Source organism: Halorubrum sp. Atlit-28R (genome assembly GCF_003665955.1).
GTDB lineage: Archaea > Halobacteriota > Halobacteria > Halobacteriales > Haloferacaceae > Halorubrum > Halorubrum tropicale.
The window spans coordinates 79,346-103,118 of the sequence record NZ_QPLS01000012.1; the positions used below are offsets into that span (position 1 = coordinate 79,346).

Annotated in this window: 23 protein-coding genes and 3 pseudogenes; 15 read left to right on the top strand and 11 right to left on the bottom strand. The window is 57.7% G+C overall.

Translation table 11 applies throughout. The features are described from left to right. Positions 1–209: 209 nt before the first annotated feature. Both DVK06_RS19985 and DVK06_RS15080 read right to left on the bottom strand, forming a co-directional pair. Positions 210–410: pseudogene (locus DVK06_RS19985) on the bottom strand (PacF protein); the annotation flags it as partial. 3 nt (positions 411–413) lie between these two features. Continuing rightward, complete coding sequence (locus tag DVK06_RS15080) at positions 414–1,355, bottom strand: Phenylacetic acid catabolic protein (protein WP_094519877.1); 942 nt, start codon at positions 1,353–1,355, stop codon at positions 414–416. Positions 1,356–1,460: 105 nt separating this feature from the next. On the opposite strand from DVK06_RS15080, the gene DVK06_RS15085 reads away from it, so the two are divergent. Then, positions 1,461–2,147, top strand: coding sequence for a helix-turn-helix domain-containing protein (locus DVK06_RS15085; protein WP_121600911.1), 687 nt, complete (start codon positions 1,461–1,463; stop codon positions 2,145–2,147). Between the two features lie 50 nt (positions 2,148–2,197). Next, positions 2,198–2,959 carry an enoyl-CoA hydratase/isomerase family protein gene (locus DVK06_RS15090; RefSeq protein WP_121600892.1) on the top strand — a complete coding sequence of 254 codons (762 nt, stop codon included), beginning with the start codon at positions 2,198–2,200 and terminating at the stop codon, positions 2,957–2,959. On the opposite strand, the gene DVK06_RS15095 is transcribed toward DVK06_RS15090, so the two are convergent. After that, complete coding sequence (locus tag DVK06_RS15095) at positions 2,960–3,835, bottom strand: amidohydrolase family protein (RefSeq protein WP_094519879.1); 876 nt, start codon at positions 3,833–3,835, stop codon at positions 2,960–2,962. It lies immediately after the preceding gene. A 158-nt stretch (positions 3,836–3,993) separates the two neighbouring features. Between DVK06_RS15095 and DVK06_RS15100 the strand changes: the two are divergent. Then, a pseudogene (locus tag DVK06_RS15100) lies at positions 3,994–4,632 on the top strand (IS6 family transposase). A 100-nt stretch (positions 4,633–4,732) separates the two neighbouring features. Here the strand turns inward: DVK06_RS15100 and DVK06_RS15105 are convergent. Continuing rightward, entirely contained in the window at positions 4,733–5,845 is a 1,113-nt protein-coding gene (locus DVK06_RS15105) for an NADH:flavin oxidoreductase (RefSeq protein WP_369333406.1), read from the bottom strand. Between the two features lie 1,093 nt (positions 5,846–6,938). Here DVK06_RS15105 and DVK06_RS19375 point away from each other — a divergent pair. From DVK06_RS19375 to DVK06_RS18490, 6 genes and pseudogenes are all read left to right on the top strand, one after another. Then, positions 6,939–7,760, top strand: a complete 822-nt coding sequence (locus DVK06_RS19375; RefSeq protein ID WP_233561758.1) for a hypothetical protein — start codon at positions 6,939–6,941, stop codon at positions 7,758–7,760. A gap of 101 nt (positions 7,761–7,861) precedes the next feature. Further along, positions 7,862–9,019 (top strand): hypothetical protein, encoded by a 1,158-nt coding sequence (locus DVK06_RS15115; protein ID WP_121600894.1) that lies wholly within the window; start codon positions 7,862–7,864, stop codon positions 9,017–9,019. Then, on the top strand, positions 9,012–12,554 hold the full coding sequence (locus DVK06_RS15120) for a UvrD-helicase domain-containing protein (RefSeq protein WP_121600895.1): 3,543 nt from the start codon (positions 9,012–9,014) through the stop codon (positions 12,552–12,554). The genes DVK06_RS15115 and DVK06_RS15120 overlap by 8 nt, the downstream gene beginning before the upstream one ends. A gap of 75 nt (positions 12,555–12,629) precedes the next feature. Then, a complete protein-coding gene (locus DVK06_RS15125; RefSeq protein ID WP_233561759.1) occupies positions 12,630–13,037 on the top strand; it encodes a hypothetical protein in 408 nt (135 codons plus the stop codon). A gap of 45 nt (positions 13,038–13,082) precedes the next feature. Then, a pseudogene (locus DVK06_RS15130) lies at positions 13,083–13,244 on the top strand (RNA-guided endonuclease TnpB family protein); the annotation flags it as partial. Positions 13,245–13,340: 96 nt separating this feature from the next. Beyond that, complete coding sequence (locus tag DVK06_RS18490; RefSeq protein ID WP_147438119.1) at positions 13,341–13,625, top strand: hypothetical protein; 285 nt, start codon at positions 13,341–13,343, stop codon at positions 13,623–13,625. 105 nt (positions 13,626–13,730) lie between these two features. Here DVK06_RS18490 and DVK06_RS15135 read toward each other — a convergent pair whose 3' ends face one another. Beyond that, a complete protein-coding gene (locus DVK06_RS15135; RefSeq protein ID WP_121600896.1) occupies positions 13,731–15,050 on the bottom strand; it encodes a methyl-accepting chemotaxis protein in 1,320 nt (439 codons plus the stop codon). Between the two features lie 690 nt (positions 15,051–15,740). Here DVK06_RS15135 and DVK06_RS15140 point away from each other — a divergent pair. The 3 genes from DVK06_RS15140 (at position 15,741) to DVK06_RS15150 (ending at position 17,199) form a co-directional block, all read left to right on the top strand. Next, the gene (locus tag DVK06_RS15140) at positions 15,741–16,223 is read left to right on the top strand and encodes a hypothetical protein (RefSeq protein WP_147438120.1); all 483 of its coding nucleotides are present in this window, start codon (positions 15,741–15,743) and stop codon (positions 16,221–16,223) included. Positions 16,224–16,664: 441 nt separating this feature from the next. Further along, positions 16,665–16,943, top strand: coding sequence for a ribbon-helix-helix domain-containing protein (locus tag DVK06_RS15145; protein WP_121538244.1), 279 nt, complete (start codon positions 16,665–16,667; stop codon positions 16,941–16,943). Next, positions 16,936–17,199 carry a type II toxin-antitoxin system RelE/ParE family toxin gene (locus tag DVK06_RS15150; protein ID WP_121600898.1) on the top strand — a complete coding sequence of 88 codons (264 nt, stop codon included), beginning with the start codon at positions 16,936–16,938 and terminating at the stop codon, positions 17,197–17,199. Before DVK06_RS15145 ends, DVK06_RS15150 begins: the two co-directional genes overlap by 8 nt. A 278-nt stretch (positions 17,200–17,477) precedes the next feature. On the opposite strand, the gene DVK06_RS15160 is transcribed toward DVK06_RS15150, so the two are convergent. Continuing rightward, positions 17,478–18,752 (bottom strand): RNA-guided endonuclease TnpB family protein, encoded by a 1,275-nt coding sequence (locus DVK06_RS15160; protein ID WP_121600899.1) that lies wholly within the window; start codon positions 18,750–18,752, stop codon positions 17,478–17,480. Positions 18,753–19,257: 505 nt separating this feature from the next. On the opposite strand from DVK06_RS15160, the gene DVK06_RS15165 reads away from it, so the two are divergent. After that, a complete protein-coding gene (locus DVK06_RS15165; RefSeq protein WP_121600900.1) occupies positions 19,258–19,530 on the top strand; it encodes a hypothetical protein in 273 nt (90 codons plus the stop codon). A gap of 142 nt (positions 19,531–19,672) precedes the next feature. Here the strand turns inward: DVK06_RS15165 and DVK06_RS15170 are convergent, their stop codons facing one another. Beyond that, complete coding sequence (locus DVK06_RS15170) at positions 19,673–20,200, bottom strand: hypothetical protein (RefSeq protein WP_147438121.1); 528 nt, start codon at positions 20,198–20,200, stop codon at positions 19,673–19,675. 302 nt (positions 20,201–20,502) lie between these two features. On the opposite strand from DVK06_RS15170, the gene DVK06_RS15175 reads away from it, so the two are divergent. Then, positions 20,503–20,802 (top strand): hypothetical protein, encoded by a 300-nt coding sequence (locus tag DVK06_RS15175; protein WP_121600902.1) that lies wholly within the window; start codon positions 20,503–20,505, stop codon positions 20,800–20,802. Positions 20,803–20,882: 80 nt separating this feature from the next. Here DVK06_RS15175 and DVK06_RS18730 read toward each other — a convergent pair whose 3' ends face one another. Continuing rightward, positions 20,883–21,053, bottom strand: a complete 171-nt coding sequence (locus tag DVK06_RS18730) for a hypothetical protein (protein ID WP_158600096.1) — start codon at positions 21,051–21,053, stop codon at positions 20,883–20,885. 192 nt (positions 21,054–21,245) lie between these two features. Further along, entirely contained in the window at positions 21,246–21,443 is a 198-nt protein-coding gene (locus DVK06_RS15180; protein WP_121600903.1) for a hypothetical protein, read from the bottom strand. 228 nt (positions 21,444–21,671) lie between these two features. On the opposite strand from DVK06_RS15180, the gene DVK06_RS15185 reads away from it, so the two are divergent. After that, positions 21,672–22,103, top strand: coding sequence for a TRAM domain-containing protein (locus DVK06_RS15185; protein ID WP_121600904.1), 432 nt, complete (start codon positions 21,672–21,674; stop codon positions 22,101–22,103). A 370-nt stretch (positions 22,104–22,473) separates the two neighbouring features. Here DVK06_RS15185 and DVK06_RS15190 read toward each other — a convergent pair whose 3' ends face one another. Together DVK06_RS15190 and DVK06_RS15195 are read right to left on the bottom strand one after the other, a co-directional pair. After that, positions 22,474–23,286: a YihY/virulence factor BrkB family protein gene (locus tag DVK06_RS15190; RefSeq protein WP_121600905.1), complete on the bottom strand. Its 813-nt coding sequence runs from the start codon at positions 23,284–23,286 to the stop codon at positions 22,474–22,476. A gap of 88 nt (positions 23,287–23,374) precedes the next feature. Then, positions 23,375–23,773 (bottom strand): zinc ribbon domain-containing protein (locus DVK06_RS15195; RefSeq protein ID WP_147438122.1); only part of this gene is annotated, 399 nt, incomplete at its 5' end.

The window sequence follows — 23,773 nt, forward strand, 5'->3', positions numbered from 1 at the left end:
GTCCCGCCGAACGCAACTTGGGTCGCGTTTACTTCGCTGAGGAATTGTTCCTCGACGACCCAGAGTTCCTTGTCGTCAGGGTCGGAGAACTCCTCAAGCGCTAATGCCTTCGCACCGGCCTCGTCAGTCGCCTCAACCGAACCTGCCTCGGTTTGATAGCCTTGGAAGTTCGGGGCAAAGACGACCCACTCGACGGTCTCACCGTCGGCGGTCGACTCGCCCGGGTCTTCACCGGGAGAGATGCTCAGTATCTTCTCTTGCGGTGCAACCCACAGCGCGTTCGTCGGTTTGCGTCGACCGTGCTGGATGACGGCAAATTGCTTTGCCATCTCCCGGTCGGGTGCGTGCACGTCACGACAGTATTTGAACTCACCACCTTCGTTTGACTGGCGAAAAACCTCCCAGATCATGGTCTAGTCGGCCGCCTGTGGGATCGGGCCACTGCCGGTGGTCGTCTGGCTATCCATCATGTCACGGACCCACTGCACGGCTTTCTGCGACTGTGCGCGGCCGTTGATCTGCTGTTTGCTACCCTCGTATTCGTTTTTCGAGACGGTGAAGAACTCGTCCCAGTCGAGGTCATCCTCAACGACTTCGTAGGTTCCATCACCATTGTCACGGATTCGCGGCTCATCAGGAATTTCGAGCCCGTACCGCTCCGCCTTGGGCATGTAGGTGTTGAGGAACGAGTTCCGAAGTTCGTCGTTCGAGGCCGTCTTCAGACCAACTTCCGACGCGAAGCCATGGTGGGTGCTCTTATCATCGGTCGGACCGAAAAATTGCAAGATGCGTGGCCACCACTTCTCGAAGGCTTCTTGGGTCATCTCTTGTTCTCTGATGGAACCATTCATCAACTCACGAAGAATGGACTCGCCGTGCTTGACGTGCATCCCCTCTTCGAAGCAGATCTTGTCCATTGCGTGGGCGTACGGCTCCCAGCTAGACTTTTTGAGCGTTGCCTGGCGACGCATTGCGGCGCCGTCGACAAAGAAGGCGATCATTGGCGTTTCGACGTAGCTCTCCATCGGGTAGTGGAAGCAGTTGAGGAACTTCCCGCGACCCTCAGCGAGGTCGTCGAGCATTTCGTCGCGAGTTTTGATGCCGAGCGCTTCGGCAGCCCGGTAGAGCATCTGCCCGTGACCAATTTCGTCCTGCGTTTTTGCGCTGAAGGCCATCTTCCGCTCTAGGCTCGGCGCTTTACGAATGAACGGGCGCTCCAAGTACGCACCCATGATTTCGCTGTTTGCGTGGAATTCGAGCATCCGCGTCGCAGCTTTCCGGTACTCCTCGGGCATGTCGTCTCGTGGGTTGAACGCCCGTGGACCCGCACGTTCTTTGACTTCGTCAATGTTCATGATTCATCATAAGATATTGCTTGTTACCTATTAGTCATTGTCCAGTCCATAGACGGGTTTTTTAACTTCTCCCCGACATTGTGGAGTATGATCGATGAGTGTCTGATGACCGAGTTCCGGATTGAGGGCGATGACTGCCCACTGGCTGATGCAACTCGGTCGACAGGCACAACTGTCGATGTGGCTCCGCCACTGATGCGTAGCGACGGTAACGTGCTTCTTCGGTTCAGTTCCGCCCTTAGCGACGATCTAACGGCTTGGCTCGATGAAGACGACCGGATTCGGTATCTTTACAAATCGGACAACGGCGACCGCTACAATTACCGCTGTCTCTCTTTACATCCGTGTGTCGTCCATGAACTCATCAGCGGCGGGTTCATGGTCGAATCTATCATCTATCAAGACGGAAGCGCCATCGTGACCGGGGCTGTCGTCGGTCACGAGATCATGCGGGCGGTGATGGAAACTACCAGTGAGACCGTCGGTGTGAAACTCGAACGGGTGTATGCCCTCCGAGGCGAAGAAGAGAGATCCATAGCGAAACAGTGGGACCTCACGCCGGCACAGGAAGAAAGCCTGCGATACGCGGTTGCTATGGGGTACTTTACAATTCCGCGCGAGGCGACCGCCAGCGAGGTAGCCGCCGAGATGGGCATCAGCAAGTCCGCGTTCATCGAGCGACTCCATCGTGCTCAGCATAGTCTGCTCATGCAACTGTTTCCTGATATTGCGGACCGGCCGGACCGGATACGCTCAAGCGGTACCGACGATGGAATCACGGATGACAACTGAACGACGGCACGGAGAGCCAGAACAAAGTACACTCACCTGGAAATACACCCATGCAAATCGACGACGGTCCCGTTCGACGGATTACTTTCGACCGCCCAAACGTTCGAAACGCGATGACGGCGGACGTTGCGCTTGAGATCGCCGACGCGCTCACCGGCCTAGACCCTGAGACGCACGATGCGGTCGTTATCACAGGTCGAGGCGAAGCATTCAGTGCTGGCGGCGACATTGAGGATATGGCAGCACGGGACGAGACGACGTTGGAGGCGTACAATCGTGTGCGCAAGACCCTTGGAGCGGTCGCCGAGAACGCCCTCACTGCGCCAGTGCCGGTTATCAGCAAAGTCAACGGAGACGCAGTTGGTGCCGGAATGTCTCTGACGGCGGTTTCAGATTTCGCCTACGCCGCCGACTCTGCTCGCTTCGGTGCGACGTTTATCAACGTTGGTCTTATTCCGGACATGGGCGCAACGGCGATGCTCCCGCGGATCATTGGCCTCAGAAAGACGAAGGAACTCGCCTTCACCGGGAGCCTCATCGACGCGACCGAGGCCGCAGCAATGGACCTGATAAACGAAGCAGTACCGGACGATAAACTCGACGAGCGCGTCGACAATCTCGTTGACACACTCCGGGATCGCCCGACAGCGAGCATCGGAATGGCGAAGGAGGCCATCCACGACAACCTCGGGCAGTCGTGGCGCGACGGGCTGGCGCAGGAGGGGCGACTTCAAGCGATGGCCTACGACACGCCGGCCCACGACAGAGGGGTCGAAGCGTTCCTAAATGGGCAAAAACCAGATTTCAGCTGATCATGGGTCAAAAAACTCCTCGGCGTTCTCAAAGAGGATTTTGCGCTGAATCTCTTCACTGAAGTCGGTGTCATGTTCGAACGACTCAAGCCACGTCTCGGGGGAAATCATCGGGTAGTCGGTACCGAACATCACTTTATCTTTGAGTAGTGACCCGGCGTATTGGAGGACTTGCTCGTCGATGTATTTCGGAATCCACCCTGAGAGATCCATGTAGACGTTACCCTTCTGCTGACAAATTGCCAGTTGTTCTTTTTCCCAGGGATAGGCGGGATGGGCAATGAGAATCTGAAGGTCCGGATGCTCCGCTGCGACATCGTCGATGAGCATGGGATTTCCGTACTTTACCTTGAGACCGCGCCCGCCGGCGCTGCAGGCGCCCAACGTGGAGTTCCCCCCGTGGAACACGACGGGGACACCGAGATCCTCGATCGTGCTCCAGAGGTGGTCGTGGCGGTCGTCGGACGGATCGAATCCCTGTGCTATCTGCTGGAATTTGAACCCCGACAGATCGAGGTCCTCCACGCACCGGATGGCCTCCCGAACGCAGTCGTCTTTTAGGGGGTCGACGCTCCCGAACCCGACGAAGAAATCGGGGTGTTCGTCACGGACTTCGGCGACGTAGTCGTTCGGCACGGGCGGATTTCCGGTGTTCGTTTCGGCGTCCCAACCCAGCAAGACGGCGCGACCGACGCCCGCCTCGTGGTACTCGTCGATCATCTCCTCGTAATCCCACGTTTCCAGGTCCGTTCCGAAGCGATCGGCCGCATCTTGCATCATTTCGCCGCCGGCGTCATGAAGAAACTCGCTGGTGGGCTGGTGGGCGTGCGTATCGAACAACCGGTTCTCGTCCGTACCCGGTAGCGCTCCGCTCATACCGTAAAGATGCGGGCAGCACCAAAAAAGTCTACCCGTCCGGTGATGCGATCTCCAGAAGAAATGGACGCCTACGGTGTGCAGGTCCCTAGTTTAGCGGGTGGCGTTGAAGGGCGATGTTAAGTTAAGAACGAGGCGGTCAGTGTTTCGAATGGTCTATGTTCGAAACCAACCGCCTCACCGGCTCTACTGAATGGATCGACTTGGAGTTTGTGGAGCGAGAGCGGACACCCAACGAGATCATTGAAACCGGTATTCAGCTCCACCTTGCTGAACTATCAGTTTTGAATACAAAACAGTATATTGAGAAATTGGGTGTCAATCGGAGTCGAACAGCAATCCACAACTGGATTCAAAAAGCCGATCTACAGCCAGTTGACGGTGCGAGTCCAGATCGCGTTGCGGTCGATGAGACTGCGATTCAGATCGATTTAGATCGATTCTGGCTGTACGCCGCCGTCGATCCTCATACAACTGAATTCCTCTATGTTGACGTATCTACCGTTCAAAACCAACAATTTACTCTGGTGTTTCTCCGCGATCTCAGAGAGAAACACCATATTGACGACGCGCTCTTTCTGGTTGATGCTGGCGGACATCTCACAGCTGCGCTCTCACGAACCCCGCTCCGATTTCAAATCACTCGTCATGGAAATTGGACTGCTGTCAAATGTGTCGTTTGAGGAGTAAAACGACAAAATTTTTTGTTTTCAAATATGTTTGGAAATACGGAGCCGACGGCGGTAGAATCATGCCTCCGAGCCTTTCCCGTCTGCTGGAACCGATGCTTAAGTTAACACCACCTGCAATGACAGGGGGAGATCATAGTTCCGCACCTGCTTCTCGACACTAGGAATCGAAGAGCGTATGCATTGAGATAGCTAGCCTCAACTACTGTTACTCGTCAACTGATGAGCTGTCAAGAGAAAGTTCCTCGTCGCTGATGACGGCTTTCGGTTCCAGCAACTGCGTCCGGTCGAACTGTGCGAGCTCTTTGCCCGCCACAACCCGCGATGGCCAGTCCGGATTCGCAAGAGCACTCGTCCCTAGGGTTACGAGGTCGGCCCCGTCGTCGATCGCCTGGCGTGCTGCTTCGGGTGTCCCGAGGCCACCATTGGCGATAACGACCGTATCGTCGGTGACGTACTTGACCGCGGCTTCCATAAGCGATGGCCCATCGTCTCCAAACGTTGGCTCTGTGGCGTAGCGTTCGGTTGTGTGGATGTAGTCTGCCCCAGTGTTCGAGAGCATCCCGAAGAACACCGCTGCTGCCTCTTCGCCTTCGGGCCATACGTAGCTGTAGTCAGTCACCATCGACTGTGACACCCGGACGCCTACGATAAACTCCTCGGGCACAGCCGAAACGATCGAATCGACGACTTCTGCGGGATACTGTACCCGCGCTTCTGGTGAACCACCGTACTCATCCTCGCGCTGATTCATCTTGTCTGAAAGGAATTCGTTAAGCAAGTATCCATTCGCGGCGTGAATCTCCACGCCGTCAAAGCCGGCCTCGTGAGCGTTTACCGCCGCCGCAACGAACCCCCTTCGAGCAGTCTTGAGGTCCTCCTTGTCGGCCTCTTTCGGCTTAGGGTATGGCCCGTTGCCACCGTAGGCTTCGTTCTTTTCACCGTCCGGCTTGACTGCTGACGGGGCGATAGTTTCTTGATCGCTTTCTCGCGGGATCCCCTGATTCTGGGCACCACAGTGCATTAATTGCGCAAAAATTACCCCCCCAGCGTCGTGTACAGCATTAGTCACATGGGTCCACGCCTCCACGTGATCGTCAGTGACCAACCCAGGCTGGTTGTTATACCCCTTACTATAGGCGTTATCAGTGTAGACACCCTCAGTGATAAGAAAAGAGAATCCCCCTTTAGCAAACTTCGTGTAATACCGGGCCATCCTAGAAGTCGCCTGCCCATCGTCCATTGCACTTACCCGTGTCATCGGAGCTAACCCGATCCGATTGTTCAGTGTCAGATCGCCTAACGATACTGAATTAAACATCATTATATATTTTATTAGAAGTCGGTTCGCATTACATCCTCCGCTCCTTGGAGGAAAGCGTTCAGACAGGAAGTGATTCGTCGCTGAAATAGACCAATTTGGCTGCTCGTTAGACGAGATCAGTTCAGACTTTGCGGAGAGAAGCAACACTGCGGCTGTTGATTGAGTTCAGTATTCAGCTTCATCTGGCAATATATTTGTTTCCAGATATTCATTAGAAGACAGTGCTCTGTTGAATCCGCAGAAGGCGGTGGGATCGGGTCACTCTGTACTCGGTTCTGGAGCGCTGTCGAGTGAATTCAGAGATGGAATCTTGACAGAGAGAGTGAGGACCAAGGTCACTGGGCGGAGCGATCCAACTCCTCGATGACGAAGCGTGAGATAATCGCCTCTTCAGAGATCGTGATCCCCGTGCAGTCATCGGATTCACGTATGGAAACGCTGCTAGGTAGACAAGCCACGGCTAACAACAAAATGATTACGCCGTCTGGGGATCTGCTTCTTCCACAGCCGGTAGGCGGTCGAAACGTGTGTGCGGCGCGGTCGCTGTCTAGCGATAGCAGGTGCTAAAGAAAGCCCCGACCGACCGCTGAGGGCCGCCGGTTTGGCGGCCCTCAGCTCCCTCGTCTGTCTGCCCGGCTAGTGGTCATCATCGTTCGGAGAGGCGATCGTGTGACTCGGGACGCCAGCACGTGAAGCAGAGATTCACGTATTCGGGCTTTCCCGGATGCCGCGGCGCGCGGCATCCGGGCTTTAGCGCCCATGACTCGACTTCTTTCGCACATGGACCAGTCAACAGAACGTGCTCGATGGCACGGAATCCTTATCGGTCTCTTGCGCCCCATATCTTGGTTCACGTTCTCTAGGGATAGCAGCGTTTCCATCGAGTCAACAGAGCACTCTGCACTGAAGCGCGAGGCTTTCTCCGTGGTGCGGGGTCCACGTTTCACCGAGGCCTTCCAAATGGTGCCCCTGTCATGAGGTACCCACAGTCGAACACCACGACCAAAATGCCCCAACAGATCGGTCCACTTCCGCTCCGGGGCGAGAGACTTATACCCACCCTACTGTACCCCATATCCTGATCTCGCTGATGTCGACAACGGACCTCCACACGACTGACGACGATATTGCCTCGCAGATCTCGATTTACTGTGGCGAGGAAGAACGGCTTCTCAATCGTGCTGACCGCAAAGCGACGCCGACAGAACTCGTGTTGGCGCCGACCGAACTCCACCAACGAAACCTCCAACGGCGGCTGCGAGAGCGTACACAGCCACAGAACGCGTTTGAATTTGTCGACCCGAAAACCGTTGCGGAAGTACTGCTTGGAGCCGCAGACCCGGCCCCAACAAGCCTCGATCGCGTCGATCGCTTAGCGCTCCTCCAGTCGCTTCCGACGACGACACCGGATCAGCTATCTGGACTCCGTCCGTTGCTTGCTGCCCGTCGAGACGTCGGTCCCCAACAACTTGAGCAGATCCGTTCAGAGGTCGAATCAATGACGAACTTCCATCCGGATCGGATTGCGGCGCTGCGCGATGTCACCGACGAGTTTGCGACTCCCATTGCGGACGAGGCGACCACACTGGTTGATGGTGGCCTCGCCGTCGAGACGTGGCTGCGCAACCAGACTGACAAAGCGGTCTCGAAGACGGCGCTTCTCAGACGGGCGACGCGTCGCCTCGTCGGCGGCGACGAGGTGTGGACCGATTGCTATCCCGATATCGAGCGGATCTCGCTCGTCGGTGTGAGCAGCATCCCGGCACCAGAGGTTGACTTCCTGTATGGCCTCTGTACCGCAACAACGGCAGATATCGAACTCCACCTCCGCCCCGGAACCAGCGAGTACCTCACCATGCGACTCCCGGACCTCTTGTCCATTGATTATCCCGGGCGAGAGGTGAATCTGTGACCCACGCCCACCGCACGGCACTCACTGGCGAGCTGCCAGCACCGTCATGTCCTGTTGTCGAATTGCCCGCACCGACGCGTCGCGAGGAAGCGCGTGCTGTGATGGCGACGATCAGCGAACTTCGCGATCGTGGCGTGGACGTCCGCGACATCGTCGTTGTGGCTCGCGATCTCGATCCGTATGAACAGCCGCTGACCCGGGCAGCCATCCAGTATGGGGTGACGCCAGTGTTTTGGACACAGTTGCGCGTGACCCGCACCGAACCATACGCGCTGATAGCGGCGCTTTGTACGCTCTTTGCCGACGGCGACGTGGCTGCTGCAACGCTGTTGGAACCAGTGGCGCAGCGGTGGGCGCCGCTCACGGATACAGCCAGCTGGCCACTCGAACAGTCGACGATCCAGGCCGCTCTTGAGGCCCTTCCTCCCGGGCATCGATCGATCGCCGAGTGGGTCGAAACGATACAGACACACACCACGGACGAGCGACTCACAACCTACTGTGACTGGCTACTGTCGCATGCCGAGCGCGAGCCAACGCCGGAGACAGTTGGAACGGTCCTGGGGGCGTCGATCGACGCGTATCGCGAGACAAGCGTGCCCGCCCGCAAGCAGGCTGACTCACCGGCGCTCATGGCACAGGAGACAGCCGCGCGAGCAACCGTCAGGGTCACTCGGCTCGTCGAGCAGGTCTCGCACAAATACGACGAATGGCTCGCAGACGGGACGGTCTCCCGATCGTGGGACGCTGTACAGGAGCTGTGTGAGCTGCTGGCGACACAACGCCCGGGCCGCCGTGAACACTCGAACGCCTGGGCCATCGACATTATGGAGGCAAACGACGTGTGGGCGCTGTCTGCTCCATTCGTTATCGCGGTCGGCGCGACAGCAGCCGAGTGGCCGGCCCAGATTGACAGCGTTGTTCCCACAGAGCTCCAGGAAGCCGTTCTCGCGGGAGCTGGTGAGACAGATATCGTTGCGCCGCGAACCGCGTGGGGAAACGGCCGTGATCGCGATCACTTCGCCGATGCGATGCGTGCCGCCGAGCGCGGCGTGATCGTTACGCGGTACACACAGACCGCCGACGGTGGTGTTGTGTACCCCTCGCCGTTTCTTGCGTCACTCGAGATGGAGACTGTCTCCGAGCAGGCCCGCACCCAACTGGTGAGCACGACACCGCAGCTTCCTGAGTCGATTGCCGCGCTCCTCTCTGCGAGTACAGATACCGTTCCAGCACCCACCAAGACACCTCATGAGTAACGACGACGACCCACGGAGACTCCGGAACGCACAAGCAACGATCAGAGACCGATTCGTCGACGCCGAGTCGGGACTGTTTACCATGAACTGTGTCGCCGGTGCTGGCAAATCACTGACGATGCAGCGAATCGCGGCCGAAACCATCATTCGGCGGTACGCTCGTGGCGACCAGACTCCCGCCCAGAGCGTGGCCGTCATGTCGTTTACCACCGATGAGGCGGCCGCGATCGGACCCGGTGTCTGTGAACACATTCGGGAGATCGTGGATCATGCGTTGATCTCCGAGGCAGCGTCACTCACCGAGTCAGATACCGCGTATCTCGTGACACGGGTCCGGCACGCACCGTTCATCGGTACTGTCGACAGCGTGTTGCGTGACGTATTCGAAGAGCTGGCTACCGACCTGGGGTTCGAAGAGACGCCAACGGTCGGGAATAAGGCGTTGCTGAAAACGGTTCACAACGCGTGTTATGACGCCGTCGCTGCCGATCCGGCCCACGAAGACGCGATAGCCGAACTGGAAGCAGCATACCCGGATGGCCGCTGGGCAGCCACTCCTGCGGAGATGCTTGCTGATGCCGTCAAGTACTGTCGCAATCAGCGACTCACCACGGCCGCCTTCGAACGCAAACTCCGTACCACGCAGGAGGCAGTGTATCCTGACGGACGGACCAGCAGCCGTGCGGATATCGTGGCGACGATCGCGGATATCGTCGACGCCGACGCCGCAGCCGACACCGACGCGGCTCTCTCACCAGCGGAGTGGGACGATCTTGTGGCAGCTGACCAGCGACTCTACGACGCGTGGGAGGAGACGCTGACAGCGTTTGGTGACGTGCTTGAGGCCTACCGCGAGCAGTACCGAGCCCTGATCCGCGAGTATGGCGTGGTCACTCACACCGATGTCGCCTTCTTTGTCACCAGTGTGTTCAAGGGTGACTGGCCAGTCGATGGCGATGGGCCAACGACTGACCAGCACACAGCCCTTCGTCAGCGGTACCACGCGCGGCTTGATAGCGTGATCATCGATGAAGCACAGGATGTCTCTATTATCCAGCACGCGGCGCTGTCAGAGCTTGTCACTCCCTCGATGCGCGTCCTCGCGTGTGGCGATACACTCCAAAGCATCTACCGCTGGCGGCACGCCGATCCGTCGCTGTTCACGACCGCCTGTCGCGAGGGCCAGTATCTCGGTATCGATTGGGACACCCATGCGACGGTGACAGCCGCAACAACTTATCGTGGAACCCCCGATATCGCCGCTGGCATCAACACCATCATGCGGCCCGTCTTCGACGATCCAGCTCGCGGGGGGCTCAGTGATTTTGCGGCGACTTACCCCGGCCTCGACGCATCTCGGGATCCAACCGCCGACCCGAGCATCCACGTCGCCGCGTTCACCGGTGGGGCAGCGCCCGACAAGACACGGTGGGCCAACCCCGACGGCCGCGCTGGCGAGGCGAACATCCTTGCGACGTACATCGCACAAGGCCTCGCTGATGGGACATTGACTGATGAGACCGGGTCGCCACAGTCGATAACCGTCGTCTTCAGAAAGCGAACGCGGATGGACGCGTACAAAGACGCGTTCGAGGCCGAAGGACTGACCGTTCAAAACGCGAGTTCGAGACTCTTTGCGTGTTCCGTGGTCAAGGCGGTCCTCGCCGTGTGTGACTGGCTCACTGCGCCGACCGATCGGGCCCAGACACGCGCGTTGTTGACTGACTCGCCGTTCGATTTCACAGGCGCCCACAACTGCTTCGAGCGGGCTGGGTACGACCTTGACATTATCTGTGCGGCCGACGACCTCGACGCCGAAACCCGAGACATCCTCTGTGGCCTGCGCGATCTTCGCGGTCAGCTGGGCCGGTTCCATCGCGTTCCAGCGTCGGTGTATCTCGAAGACATCATCGAGCAACTCGCGCTTCGAGCCGACCCGGGCGACCAGTTCACCGACCTGCCGGCAGCACAACGAGTAGCCGCGCTCGACGCGCTCACGAGCACCGTCGCCGACTGGGAAGCTGACACGCAGTACCCACCAGCCGCCCTCGGTGACCTACTTGCGCCGTTTCGGGCGGCTCCGAGCGAGGGGCCCGATATCCCGAGTGTGACCACTGATGCTGACGTCGTCTTCAGCACAGTTCATCGGCTCAAAGGCGATCAAGACGACGTGATTGTGCTCGCAACGCCGGGGTTCAAGCTCTGGGACACTGGCCCGTTCTCTCAGCGGTTCATGACGCAGGGTGGCGTTGCAGCGTTGGCCCCGCCGACGAACGTCGAGACAGCACCCGATATCGAACTACCACCATTCGATGGGGGACTCTACACGCCAAGCAGTGACAGTCGCGATAAACAGGGTGCTGCATCACGCGATATCGGGTTGCGGTGGGCGACCGAGCACTGGCTCGACGGCGCCGACGGTGGGGGCCCGCACCTGCTTGGTCCCGACCAGCTCCAGTCAGTCGCAGCCAACGAGCGTGCGGACGCGTGGCGACTCCTGTATGTGGCACTCTCTCGGGCACGTGACCATCTCGTCATCCCGCTTCCGAAGACGTTACCCGGCACGGCACAGCCGCGTGATCGCTGGCTCGATACCCTGTTTGAGACACTCGAGTTTTCGCCTGGACGGACACCCACGTATGCGATCGACGAGCCGTCCAGTGCCGGTGATTTGACGATCGGTGTGAATGACGTCGACGGCAGTGAGACACGCGAGACGTACGACACGCCGCTATCGGTGACGGGTGCCGTCCCGCCTCGACGCGACCAGTTGGAGTCGTGGGTCCCACGTTTTCTCGACCCGAGTACGGCTTATCCGTTGACTGACGATGTCGACGCTACCGTGGGTGCCCACCTCCTCGACGAGCCGATTCACACCGACACTGAGGCGGTGGCCGACGACCTCCCAATCACGTTCGAGACGCTTGGGCCAGAGGCCGTCGGAACCTGTCTCCACGAGGCCTTACTCACCCTCATCGAGATGGATGTGCCGGCCACCGAGATCGATGCGTGGAGCAAGCCCGTCCGAAGCGCGCTTCAGCACGCGATGGAACAGATAACGCCGCAGTCGACCGAGATGCTGCCAGATACTGAACGTGGTGGCCTCGTCAGCTTCTTCCACGTGTCAGTCGTGTCGGACTTCCTCAAGTCCGACCTGTGGGCCCAGATCCAAGCAGCAGAAGCTGTCTATGTCGACCACGATTTGAGTGGACTCGTGACTGCTGAAGCGGTTGAGGTAGAAGTTCATGGTGAGGCCGATATCCTCATAGATCTGGGTGGAGGCGAGTGGCAGCTGGCCGATCTCAAAATTGCGTTGAATGAGTCACTCGACGCAACGCAACCGCGGTATGAACTCCAGATCGCCGCCTACGAGTACATCCTCCAGCAGGAACTCGAGCCGGCAGCGACAATTCACGCCAGTGTCGAAACGTTCGGGTGTGTCCGAAGGTCAGTGTATGGACAGTTCCCGCCCACGGTCCTTGCGCGCCGTGTTCGCACTCTCGTTGGGTCGGATGAGTCGATCTCCGGTACTTGAAATTGGTTAAACAGCCGATTCCCACGATTCTATATAGCAATGTTCCTTTTTATACGTTCAGTCAGTATTGTGTGTATGGGTACAAACCATACAACAAGGTCAGACAGTATGTTTCAGTGGCCGTCGGAACCGATCGGGTATGTGGCGGTTCTTTTGGCCCTCATTACGGGACTCATCCATCTCGTGGCGACGACACGAGCGATTGAAATGAGCGTTGTGCTGGCAGTGCTCTTCGTGCTCAACGGACTGGGTTTCCTCGGCGGAGCAGCAGTATATTTCACCCGGTTCTGGCGACGCTCGTTTTTCCTTGTGGCTGCAGTATACTCGTTGGTGACGATTCTTGCGTTATTCCCGTTCCGAGGGTGGGGGATTGAAGCGTTCTACATGGACGGGGCGATTAACCCAATTGTCACCATTACGAAAATTGCGGAGGCTTTCCTCGCGATCGTGTCGGTTTATTTGTACAGCCGCACGAGCAATTGACACCCTCACCGCCCTGAAAGCGAGGATTCTCGACCGCACTGAGAAATTCTTTCTCGCGGTATGGGATACGTAGGAGTGGTTCACTCTGAATCAACGCCCGTGGAGACTGCGCTCCCTACGGGAACCACCACGGTTTCTGCAGAGCGCGCCGTGGAAGCAGGAAGCCCTACCCTCAAGGAACGAGCCGCGTCAGCGGCGAGTGAGTAGGGTAGGGTAGTTCACCTCAGGGATTGAGAGTCTGCTATTCGGCACCGACTGATGCGCTACAAAAAAACATATTAGCGGGAGCGCAGACCTCTAAGTATGCCCTCCAAGCGTGATCTTCTCGAAGAAGAAAATCCATCTAATGGGCCAGACCGGTCAGAGTTTCAGTGGATTCGTATTTTTGCTTTTATAATTGGAGTAAGTATTACTGTTTTCTATCTTTGGATAAATCCATTTCAGTATATCCCAGACTGGACTGCTGCGGCTATCGGAGCGGTTCCTGTTGTATTCCTCCTCTATAGCTTCAGTTCGCAGTCTTGGCAAACCTGTGCGAAGATCGCTGCCGGTGTTGCAATCGGAAGTAGTCTTGGAACCTTTTTTTGAGTCGCTTGGCACAATCTGTGCAGGTGAAGTACCACGGGGACAAGCCCCGAGGCTTCACCGTTGTGTCTGTATCGTCCAGAAACGGACGGACAGACACAGGCGAATTTAAACAGACGTGTTCATGACCTCAGCGAGTTCGCGGTCAATTTGTTCAACCTGCCGGGTTAGCCCCGCGACCATCTCTGTCTGATTGTCGTTTTCGTCCGCAATCTGTGTGATTTCTTCACTCACGAGGGTAGCCCGTTCAGAGACGTCGTCAACAGCACTCGATATCCCTTCAGCCACGCTCGCCTGCTCATCTGTTGCGTCCGCGATCTCTGTGATCCCGCTTTCGGTCTGCTCAACCGCAGTAAGGATTTGTTTCTGGTTTTCAAGGAGGCCTTGGATGTCGTCTCTTGCGGACTGGATCTCGGCGTTTCCTGCTCTTACTTCGGTAGTTGCCGTAGCAGCCTTCTCTTTGATCCTTGCGACGATTTCTTCGATCTCGTCAGCTTGATCTTGTGAACGATTAGCGAGGTTCTTCACCTCGTCGGCGACGACCGCGAACCCATCACTGTCGCTGCGTGCCGCTTCGATGTTGGCGTTCAACGCGAGCATGTTTGTCTGTTCGGCAATATCGTTGATCACGCCAACAAGCTCCTCAACTTGCTCGATCTCGTCTTTCAACTCAGCGACATCGTCTGCGACGGTGTCCGACTTCTCGGCCGTATCGTCTACTTGATCGATAACGTCGGCTGCGGTCTCAACGGACTCTTCAGCGAGTTCCCTCGATTCCGCACTTTGGTTGCTGACTTCCTCAGCACTGGACGCAATCTCTTCGATAGTGGCGCTGAATCCGGAGATCTCACCTTGGGTACTCTTGAGCTCGGCTGCTTGCTCGTCGACGAGCGTGCTGATCTCATTCGATCGGTTCGCGACTTCGGTTGTCGACTCGCTCAGCTGCTCCATCGATGTCTCGACATTGTCCGAGAGCTCTTCTTGGAGGTCGGCGAGCGTCTCCCGCTGTTCGACGACGGTGGTGACATCGAAGAGCAACTCGACAGCACCAACGACCTCGCCGGTTGGTGTCTGAATTGGGGTTCCAATCGCGCGCGCATGCGCTTCCGTTCCATCTGGTCGTTCGGCGGATCGGAACTCGTTTTCACGTATGGGTGTTCCAGTGCGAACGACTTCTTCGGCGAGGGTCTCGTTTTTGCCCTCGGTACCAAACACGTCGTATGCGTTCATCCCGACAGCTTTGCGCGCTGGGAGGCCAAGCAGATCGGCTGTAGCGGTGTTCCACTGCGTAATGTCACCTTCGGCGTCGACGACGAATGCTGGTTCAGGGAGGTCTGCGATGAACTGCTCGAACGAGTGCCGCCAGAAATCTCCGCCAGATCCGGAACCACTCTGTTGAAGCTGGTCGTTGTCTGTGGCCGTGGCCATATCGGGAGACACTTGGAAGGGGTGATTTGATTTTTGGTGAAATTATCGCCACTGATAGACCCGTAAGCTGAAGGCTCTGTTGGAGCCATCTGGCTCTGTTGAAATCCTTAGAAAGTGATAGATTCTTCCCTGGTTGTGGTCAGTACAGGGAACTCACGAATCGGTCAATACAGGGAACTCATTATCCGATCAGATCTCCCGACCTCAATATCGTATGAGGTCAGCTAGGATGCCGGGAGATTATCTATATTGAACAAAATACAGTTGACGTGAGCGCAAACAAGAGCATCATCGGTCTTCAAGTATCAATACTAGGCTTGGCGGTAGCTAACTTCTACGCAGGCTCGACATTATTTGGGTTTTTACTGCCAGTTGCTCTCCTATTATACGGCTCATATCTCGTTGGGACTAACGAATTTGACCGTTGAGAAGCAAGATGCGCAGGCACATTCTGTCGGTTAGTTCAGAATTTAGATGGAGAAAATAACGCAGTTCCATTGCTGACTGTATCCTCTGTATCTCGCACGCCTATCCTATCAGTTCTTAAGGATTTCAATAGAGCCACTCACACACGCATCTCTGTGTCAGGCGGACCCGAGACGTCGACGATGGGACGAGAGTTGTTAGTCAATGAAGAGCAAGCGAGTGTGAAGCCAGAAGGCACTTACAACAGCCAAGGGACCACTCCTCATGGAACGTCGTGTATTCCTCATGGCGGCTGGGCTCTCGGCGACAGCCTTGACTGCTGGCTGTCTCGGGCAGATACCCGGTGTTGAAACCGAACAGATACAACTCGCTCGGTTCAGTGTGTCGAATATGGACACTGCCCCCCATCAGTTCGACCTCCGTGTCAAGCGGAACGGCGAGACGGTCCACGAGTCGACACACGACGTCGACGGTCGCACACCGGATCGCATAACGGGCGCAAGTGCTGACTGTACGTGGGACACGACGCCAGGTGCGTACGATGTTTCCGTCCGAGTGGACAGCGGCGAGTGGGTCTCAGAATCACTTTCGGAGGTGAAAGAGAACTGGTGGGACGACGTCTCGTGTGCATCTGTCAGGGCCTACTATGAAACCGAGGTCGGGTTCGTTCTGTTAGACAACTGTGAGGACCACTCACCCACAGACCCCGACATCTGTCTGCCCACAGATCACTCAGACACGGGGTAAACCCAGAACAGTTGACACACCATGTGGCACACAGTGCCGGCGTCAACAATACCTTGACAACATCGGCAACAGTACGTCAGCACGATGGCCCGATCTGGTCCCCTCCCCACGGTGTCGGACGCGTGGAAGTACACCCTCATCGGAGGACCCGTCTCACTGCTACTCACGATCTGGTCACACTAGTCACGCTGGCAGTCCGGCATGGGTGATGAGTTTTCGCTCAACATGGTGTTCATCGGTGGGCTCGTGGCCGGGTTTTCGTCACGAGGGCTCCGATCGGGACGTTAGAGCGAGGCATCGGCTTCCGCGTCGACGGCCAAGCCGTCGTCCTGAACCTCTCGGAGCATCAGCGACTCTCACTCGAGCAGAGTCTCGACCTCGTCAACCACAGTCCGCGTATCCAACCGAAGCTACTTACGTGATACAAACGTATCACAGCATATGAGCACTGATAGCGACGCCGGCGGCGACGGTGAAATGGAGAAGATCAACGTCCGGGTGCCACAGTCGCTGCTGGCACAGGTCGACGACGTCTGGGAAGAGCGTGGCTACGCGAACAAATCCGAGTTCATCCGCGATGCGCTTCGGGACGCTGTCAACCCGCCAACGCAACTCTCTGAGGAAGCGCTGGAGCATCTGGCCGAGAGCCGCGAGCAGCGGGAGCAGGGCGAGACGGTGTCGCAGGACGACGTGAAGGACCGGCTGGGCATCGATGACTGAGGTCGAGTGGACACCGAAAGCACTCGATTTGCTGGAGGGACTCGAATCGGAAGCGCAAGGGCGGTTGATAAAGAAACTCGATGAGGCAAAAGACTGGACCTCCCACCGACTCGAAAAGCTCACCGGCTACCCGTACTACAAGCTTCGTGCTGGCGACTACCGGGCGATCATCACGTGGGACCGAGACGAGGATGTCCTGGTCGTCGAGGCGGTCGGGCATCGGCGGAATATCTACGACCGTCACCTCCCACCGTAACTCACGCTGTCTGCAGACCTGCTCGGGTCGGTGACGAACTGGATCTGAGATTCAAGTACGATTCCGCTCGGTAGTGTTTATTGCCCCCGAGAGGGGCGCGGGGGAAGCCCCTCCCCGTTACCGAGCCATGACTGATTCAGAGTACCCCTGGCGAGACGAATCGCTCCTCTACGAACTCTACTGGGAACAGGAGCTGAGTACGAACGAGATCGCAATTGACATCCTCCCGCGCCTGAAGACGCGGGAATCCCACGGCACCGCACCGCTGAGTTGGGATATTAAGATTCGCGGTTCGCAACCTGTTCTCGTGGGGCGAAAACACCCTCACTACGGTCGAACAGGTGAACCGCTGGCTGTGCCAACCAGCCGTTATCCCTATCACCGCCATCCGTGGCGAGACTCGGGAGTACCTTTTGCCGAATGTTCTCCGCACCGTTCACGTCCGCGTTCGCAACCGTATCGCACTTCTCACACACGTACAGGCCACGTTCAACTCGCTGGTTGTCATCTGTGTGGCCGCACGCCGAACACGACTTCGACGTATCGCGTTCTGACACCAACTCAACGTCGATGCCTTCGGCTTCCGCCTTGTAGTCGAGTAGCGTCGTGAAGCGGTCGAACGCCCACCCGTGTAAGTCGAGATTGCCGTGGTCGCCCCAATTCCGAGGTTCGCCGTTCTCATCGTCTTCTCGGATACCACCAAGGTCGCCAACGACAAGCGTCCCGACACCTCGTTCCACGCACTCCGCTACGATTGCTTTCGAGAGGGCGTGCAAGAAGTGCGTCCGACGACCCGTTCGCGTCCAGTCAAGACGAGTCGCCTCACGGGACGAGGAATCGTCGCACTTTGCTTTCTTCTTCGTGAAGTAGTATTCGTCCTCTTTGAGTGCGCCGCCGGGATACAACACTGATTCACCGCCGAACGAGATGGCGGCGAAGTTGCAAATCCCGAGGTCAACACCAGCCACTTCGTCACCCGGCGGTTCCGGGTCGATGGTGGTTCGACATACGAATTGAAGCCGCCACTCGTCGCGCTTGTAAACAGCGCGAACCTGTTGAATGTCCCACTCGGTCAGGTCAACGTCTGGGCGAGTCTGGTACTCGCACAATATGAAGTCCGAACGGTGTTCTTTGAGGTTCTGGCCTTTTGAGAGGCGGACACGTGTGAACTGTGCGTCGTGCTTGAAGCCAGCCGTTTTGAACGACACAGTTGAACGTGGATGGGAGTCGCCGTGTTTGCGGTAGCCGGGCGGTCGGGCACGGTCGTCTCCGTTCCGACGCTTGCCGAACCAGCCGTTGAACGCTTCAACGAGTTCTTCGAGAACGCGCTGACTGGATTGAGAATGTAAGTCCGTGTAGCGTTCGTGGTTTTTGAGCTCGGCTTTGAGTTCCCCGTCATCGGGAATCTCACCCGTTTCGTCCCACTGCTCTTGTGCGTAGTAGCGACCGACGTTCCAGAGCTTTGAGGCGGCCCATCCGAGTTGGTCGAGGTCGTCACGAACCTGTTGCTGGTTCGTAATCGTAGCCTCGAAGGTTCGGACGGTTCGACTCATTTTCTGGCTTTATAACTGGTTATGAACGTTGTTTTGTTAATAGTGTCGATTAGCGTGGAATATCTGGGCTTGCCATCGAAGTGTGGTTGGTGTAGAGTATTGTCGGATTCATCCTGACCCTAAAGGGTCAGGTATTCTCCTCGATTTTGTATAAGCTCGACTGTACACAACCGACGGTTCATAAGTGGATGTAGAAGTTCGACATTCCTCGTCGAGACACACGTGAGGCGGCCCCGAACCGTCGACGGCATCCCGCCGTGTTCACCGACCGTGGCTACGTCACCGTGCCTCGAACTATCGTGGGACGACAGACTCGGTCGGTATCCACCGACTCGTAATGGTGGCAGAGCGCGTCAGCGACGGCCTGCAGGAGAAAGTCGACCAGTTCGAAGAACGTGAGGACGCGTTGCGTGAGCGGTTCAAATAGGCGATGGCCTGACGCCGCGGCGGTGATGTAGTCGTCTGTTCTGTCTTTCTCGCCCTCGAGGGGTGGAGGGCTACAGAGATGGAACAGTCCACGATTAGTGACGGGAGTGACGACGAATTCCCACCTGAGAAGCGTCTTGAAGCACCGAATTACCGATTGATCAAGGCCGGTATCGCGACGATCTCGGATATGGAAACCCTCCAAGAGTGTGTTGCCTACGAGAACGCCTACCAGAATCGAACGCAAATCCTGCGCCGGCTCAAGTGGAAGGCCGAAGAGCTACGTGAGGATGAGAAGTCTCGATCGTTCTTAACCAACAATCGAAGTCAGCCAACACCTCGTGTTGGTTAATGATGAGGATATTCGGTTCCGGCTTTATTGAAATCCACTACAGGTGACAGATCCCGGCGTCTCTGCTGAATACAGTGCGCGAGTCGGTCGATTGTCGTTCGTCACGTGGCGCCCGAGCGACGTGAACGCAGGAGAGCGTGGTCTACTGTGGAGCCTCGTCGGTCCGGATCCGAGTGAGCTGCGAAATCGAAAGCTCCGCCGGCCGTGGACCGGTTTCGTGGAGTCGGTGATACCGCGCTCCGTCATCACCGGTGAACGCGCTCACCGTGGCCTCACCACCGACACGCACTTCGTTGAAACCGGGTCGACGTGCCTGGCGAACCGGTCCCCCATCGGCACCTTCCGGAACGACAGCGAACGAAAGCTCGACGTCACCGAAATCGCGTTCCAATAGCTTCTGCTGTTCGTCCGTGAGCGTCATCTCGACGTCGTCTGTGTCGACGGTCAGATACGTCGGGTCGTACTTGATCAGTACCGTTTGGTCGTGGACACCACCGGCCATGAACGCAATCAGCGTCCAATCAGTGTCCTCCTGTTGGGTGGAATGGGCGGCGTGAACGCTTTTCCTGAATACGGTCCCCGTCACCCGGTCGGATCCGTCGGAACAGCCGGCAAAACCCACTACACCAGCGGTGGCGAGTCCAGTGAGATAGCTGCGGCGGGAGGGCATACATTCAGTTTCGTGTGTCGGTGTATATGCTTTCGGCGAGTGCTCTCGGATTCACAGGAGGCTCTTACCGGATGGATCTGAACGTCGTGTCTACCTACACGGGTTCATGATGCTGCATACACGCTCTGTATCGGTCACGAAGCCACTGACCGTAACCGGCTAGCCCGTCCAGGGCATGCTGCATGGAGGGCACGAGGGGGTCAGCGCCATCAGCACCGTTCGCTCGGCACAGCTATGAACCTCCCCGCAGCAGACCGGCGAACACAGTCCATATGTACCCCACGTGCGTGGATACGCATTCGATGCCCTCCCTCGTCGACCAGACGCTGTTCAGCGAACCCTCTGGTCGTCCTCTTGGACTGGTCTTCCTCTGTGGCGCACTCCTGCTGGCCGGGCAGCAGGGGTACTACGTCATGGTAGAGGGGGCGACACCGTTCTTTGCTGTACTGTTTGTGATTGTCGGGATGGCTCTCTCCGGAGTTGCCGAGTCCCTGCCCGAACCCCGCCGACGGGCAGCTGGTGTCCTGCGACTCACGGCGCTCACCGTACTGGTGAGTCTCCTCGTGATCGGCTTGTTCGCACCCGACCTCATCACCGCGTGATAGACCGAAGGGCTTCGAGTCCACCGGCGTTGTGACTGGGTAGCTCGTTCAGTCGAGGGCGAATATCGGGCGTGCGGGTTTCATCCAGCTTGGTACTGCCGGTACTCCCTGATCAGAAGTATCACCCCCAGTAGACTACCAGAGAGAAGAACGAACCAGAATCCTGAAAGGGGCTCTTGCGAGCCAGCCGCTCTGAGTGGTATAGCGGCTAGAAGGGCAGCAGCGATTAGTCTCACCTCCTGAGAGACCATACTCCACCTCGTTCTCGGCTGTGCAACAATGTGCCTCTTCTGTCGTCGTATCTGGACGACATCTCTTGCTGCACACGCGCTCTGTATCGGTCAAGCCGGTCCTATCAGTTCCTAAGGATTTCAACAGAGCCAGCCATCTTCTTCAGATATATTCTCACCTGAAACAGCCGGTTGATGAGAGCTGCGTGTATATCACTCGTCGGACTGCGCGGAGCGGTCGTACAGCCACCACGGAACATCAAGCACCACTGCCAGTACGACTGCTACTCCAAGTCCCATCAGGAACCCGTCAGTAACTCGAATTGCGAGGAAAACCGCAGCACCGCTCACGGCAGCTCTCGTCACTCGGTTCAGGTCCCAGTTGAGAAGGACAGACCGAAGTGTGAACATATCCGTTACTCATACAACTGTGAATGTATATCTATGTGAGGGCTGAGGATGCGACGAGAACCAACTGACAGACCCACGCTCTGTTCTGACCAATCTGGCCTGCTAGCTTTTCGAGGAGTTTCTGTTCGGGATCTGCTTGTTCTCTTCAGCATACACTAGATTACCACCTCCGCGTAGCGCAAAACGTGAGAGTTAGATACGTTGGCTAGCTACGATCCGTGATAGCTGATGGTCAAAATTTCTGATTCGCTTCGCTCTGTGTTTAGTGCTCAAATTGAAGAACGTGACGGGTCATATATTATGGATGTCCCCGCGAGTGAGGTTGAACACGACGCGCTTGCCGCCGACGAAACGTATCGCGTCGCGATCTTGAAATCAGAATCCTCGACAAGCCAGAGGACTCAGGCAGAGCAACCTCAATCGGCTAGGCAAGAACCAACTTCGACGTTGGACGGTCCTCCCGTAGATGAAGGTGAAGTCCGCGACGTGACGATTGAGACGACTGGTGATCAAGGTGACGGCATTGTGAAGGTTGAACGCGGCTACGTCGTGATCGTTCCCGGCGGACAACCAGGTGATGAGTTGTCGGTCGAGATCGAGCAAGTCAAAGAGAATGTCGCGTTTGCCAGCATCGTCGAACCCGACTCACGGGCGCTATAACGTCGTTTTACCAGAATTGAGGCGAGAATGCCCCTTCCTTAAGGAGCGACTATCGGGAGCGAGTAGGGAGGGGATGAATCGCCGCATGCAGTAGTCGGCGAGCGAGCTTCCCGTCGACTCCCGGCCGGCCCACACTTCTCCCAGAACGACCCCGTTTCCGCCTCGTCTCCAAGTACGCCGCAAGTGTACCACGCTCGTCGATAATGATCTGAATCCCGAGCGAATCGTCGCCCTCGGGGTGACCCGGTTCGAGGTGACCGCCAGCGGTCCGAGGCGACTGCGAGCGGTTCGAGGGCGGAGCGAGAGTCACCCGACGTCCGAGCGACATCCCTCACCCGGGACTGCCGTCGGGTCGGTGCGATGACCCCCGCTACTTCTCGCTCGGACCGGGGAGCCAGTCAAGATCGACCTCGACGTGGCCGCCCAAGACCGCGTTCAGTACGCCGCCTAACAGGAGCAAGAGCCCGCCGACGTACAACCACGTGAGCAGTAGCAGCACGGCGCCGGCCAGCCCGTAGGGGGTCGCGGAGAAGTTCAGGTATACGCGGAAGAACCCGGCCGAGACCGTCCAGCCAGCGGCCGCGAGCACCGTTCCGGGGAGCGCTTCCCCCAGTGGGGTGGCAACCCGCGGGAACAGCGAGTACATCGGCAGAAACACCGCGAGCAGGAGAACAAACATGAAGACCGTGGTGTAGGGGACCCAGGCCGCACTCTCCGCCCGGAACGAGAGGAGTGCGCCGACGACGCCGACCCCGCCGACGCCGCTGATCACAACTGCGAGCACGAGCGTCGTATTGAACACCGTCGTCAACAGCGACGCCTCGGCGCGCTCGTCGTACACCTCGGCGAAGGCGCTATCGACGGTCTGGAACAGTTGAAACGCGCTCCACACGAGGATACCCGCCGCGATAACGACGGCGCGGCGGCGACCGGCGGGGTCGTCGCTGACCCGATCGACGATCGCCTGGAACTGCCGGAGATTGTCGCCGACGACGAGTTCGATCGCCTGCCGGAGCAGATCGATATGGCCGAAGTACGAGAGCAGGACGAACCCGAGCAGCGCAAACGGTATCGCCGTGTTGAACATATAGAACGCGACGCTCGCAGCGGTGGTTTTGACGTTGCGCTCGTTGGCCACGGCGATCACCGCCTTCAGCAGTCGGACCGGCGGGTATCGAGGCACGTCTGTGTCTGCTCGGTCAGCTTAATAAACACGTCGAGAGACTCGATCGGCACTCGGTGCGATCCCGTCATCGGTGAACTACCCTACCCTACTCACTCGCCGCTGACGCGGCTCGTTCCTTGAGGGTAGGGCTTCCTGCTTCCACGACGCGCTTTGCAGAAACCGTGGTGGTTCCCGTAGGGAGCGCAGTCTCTACAGGCGTTAATTCGGAGCGTCCCGCTCCTACTTGCTCGATACCGCGAGAAAGAATGTTCCACGCCGCGTTCGCATCTCTATCCGTCTCGAAACCGCAGGCAGGACAGGAATGTTCACGGACCCACAACGGCTTCTCCGTCGAGACGCCGCACGCCGCGCACTCTCTCGTCGTCCCTCTCGGGTTGACCGCCACGAAGTGCGTCCCCTCTCGCTTGCACTTGTACTCGAGCATCCGAAGGAACGTTCGCCACGCGGCAGACGCCGTAGTGCGGCTGTTCGACGGCGATTCGAG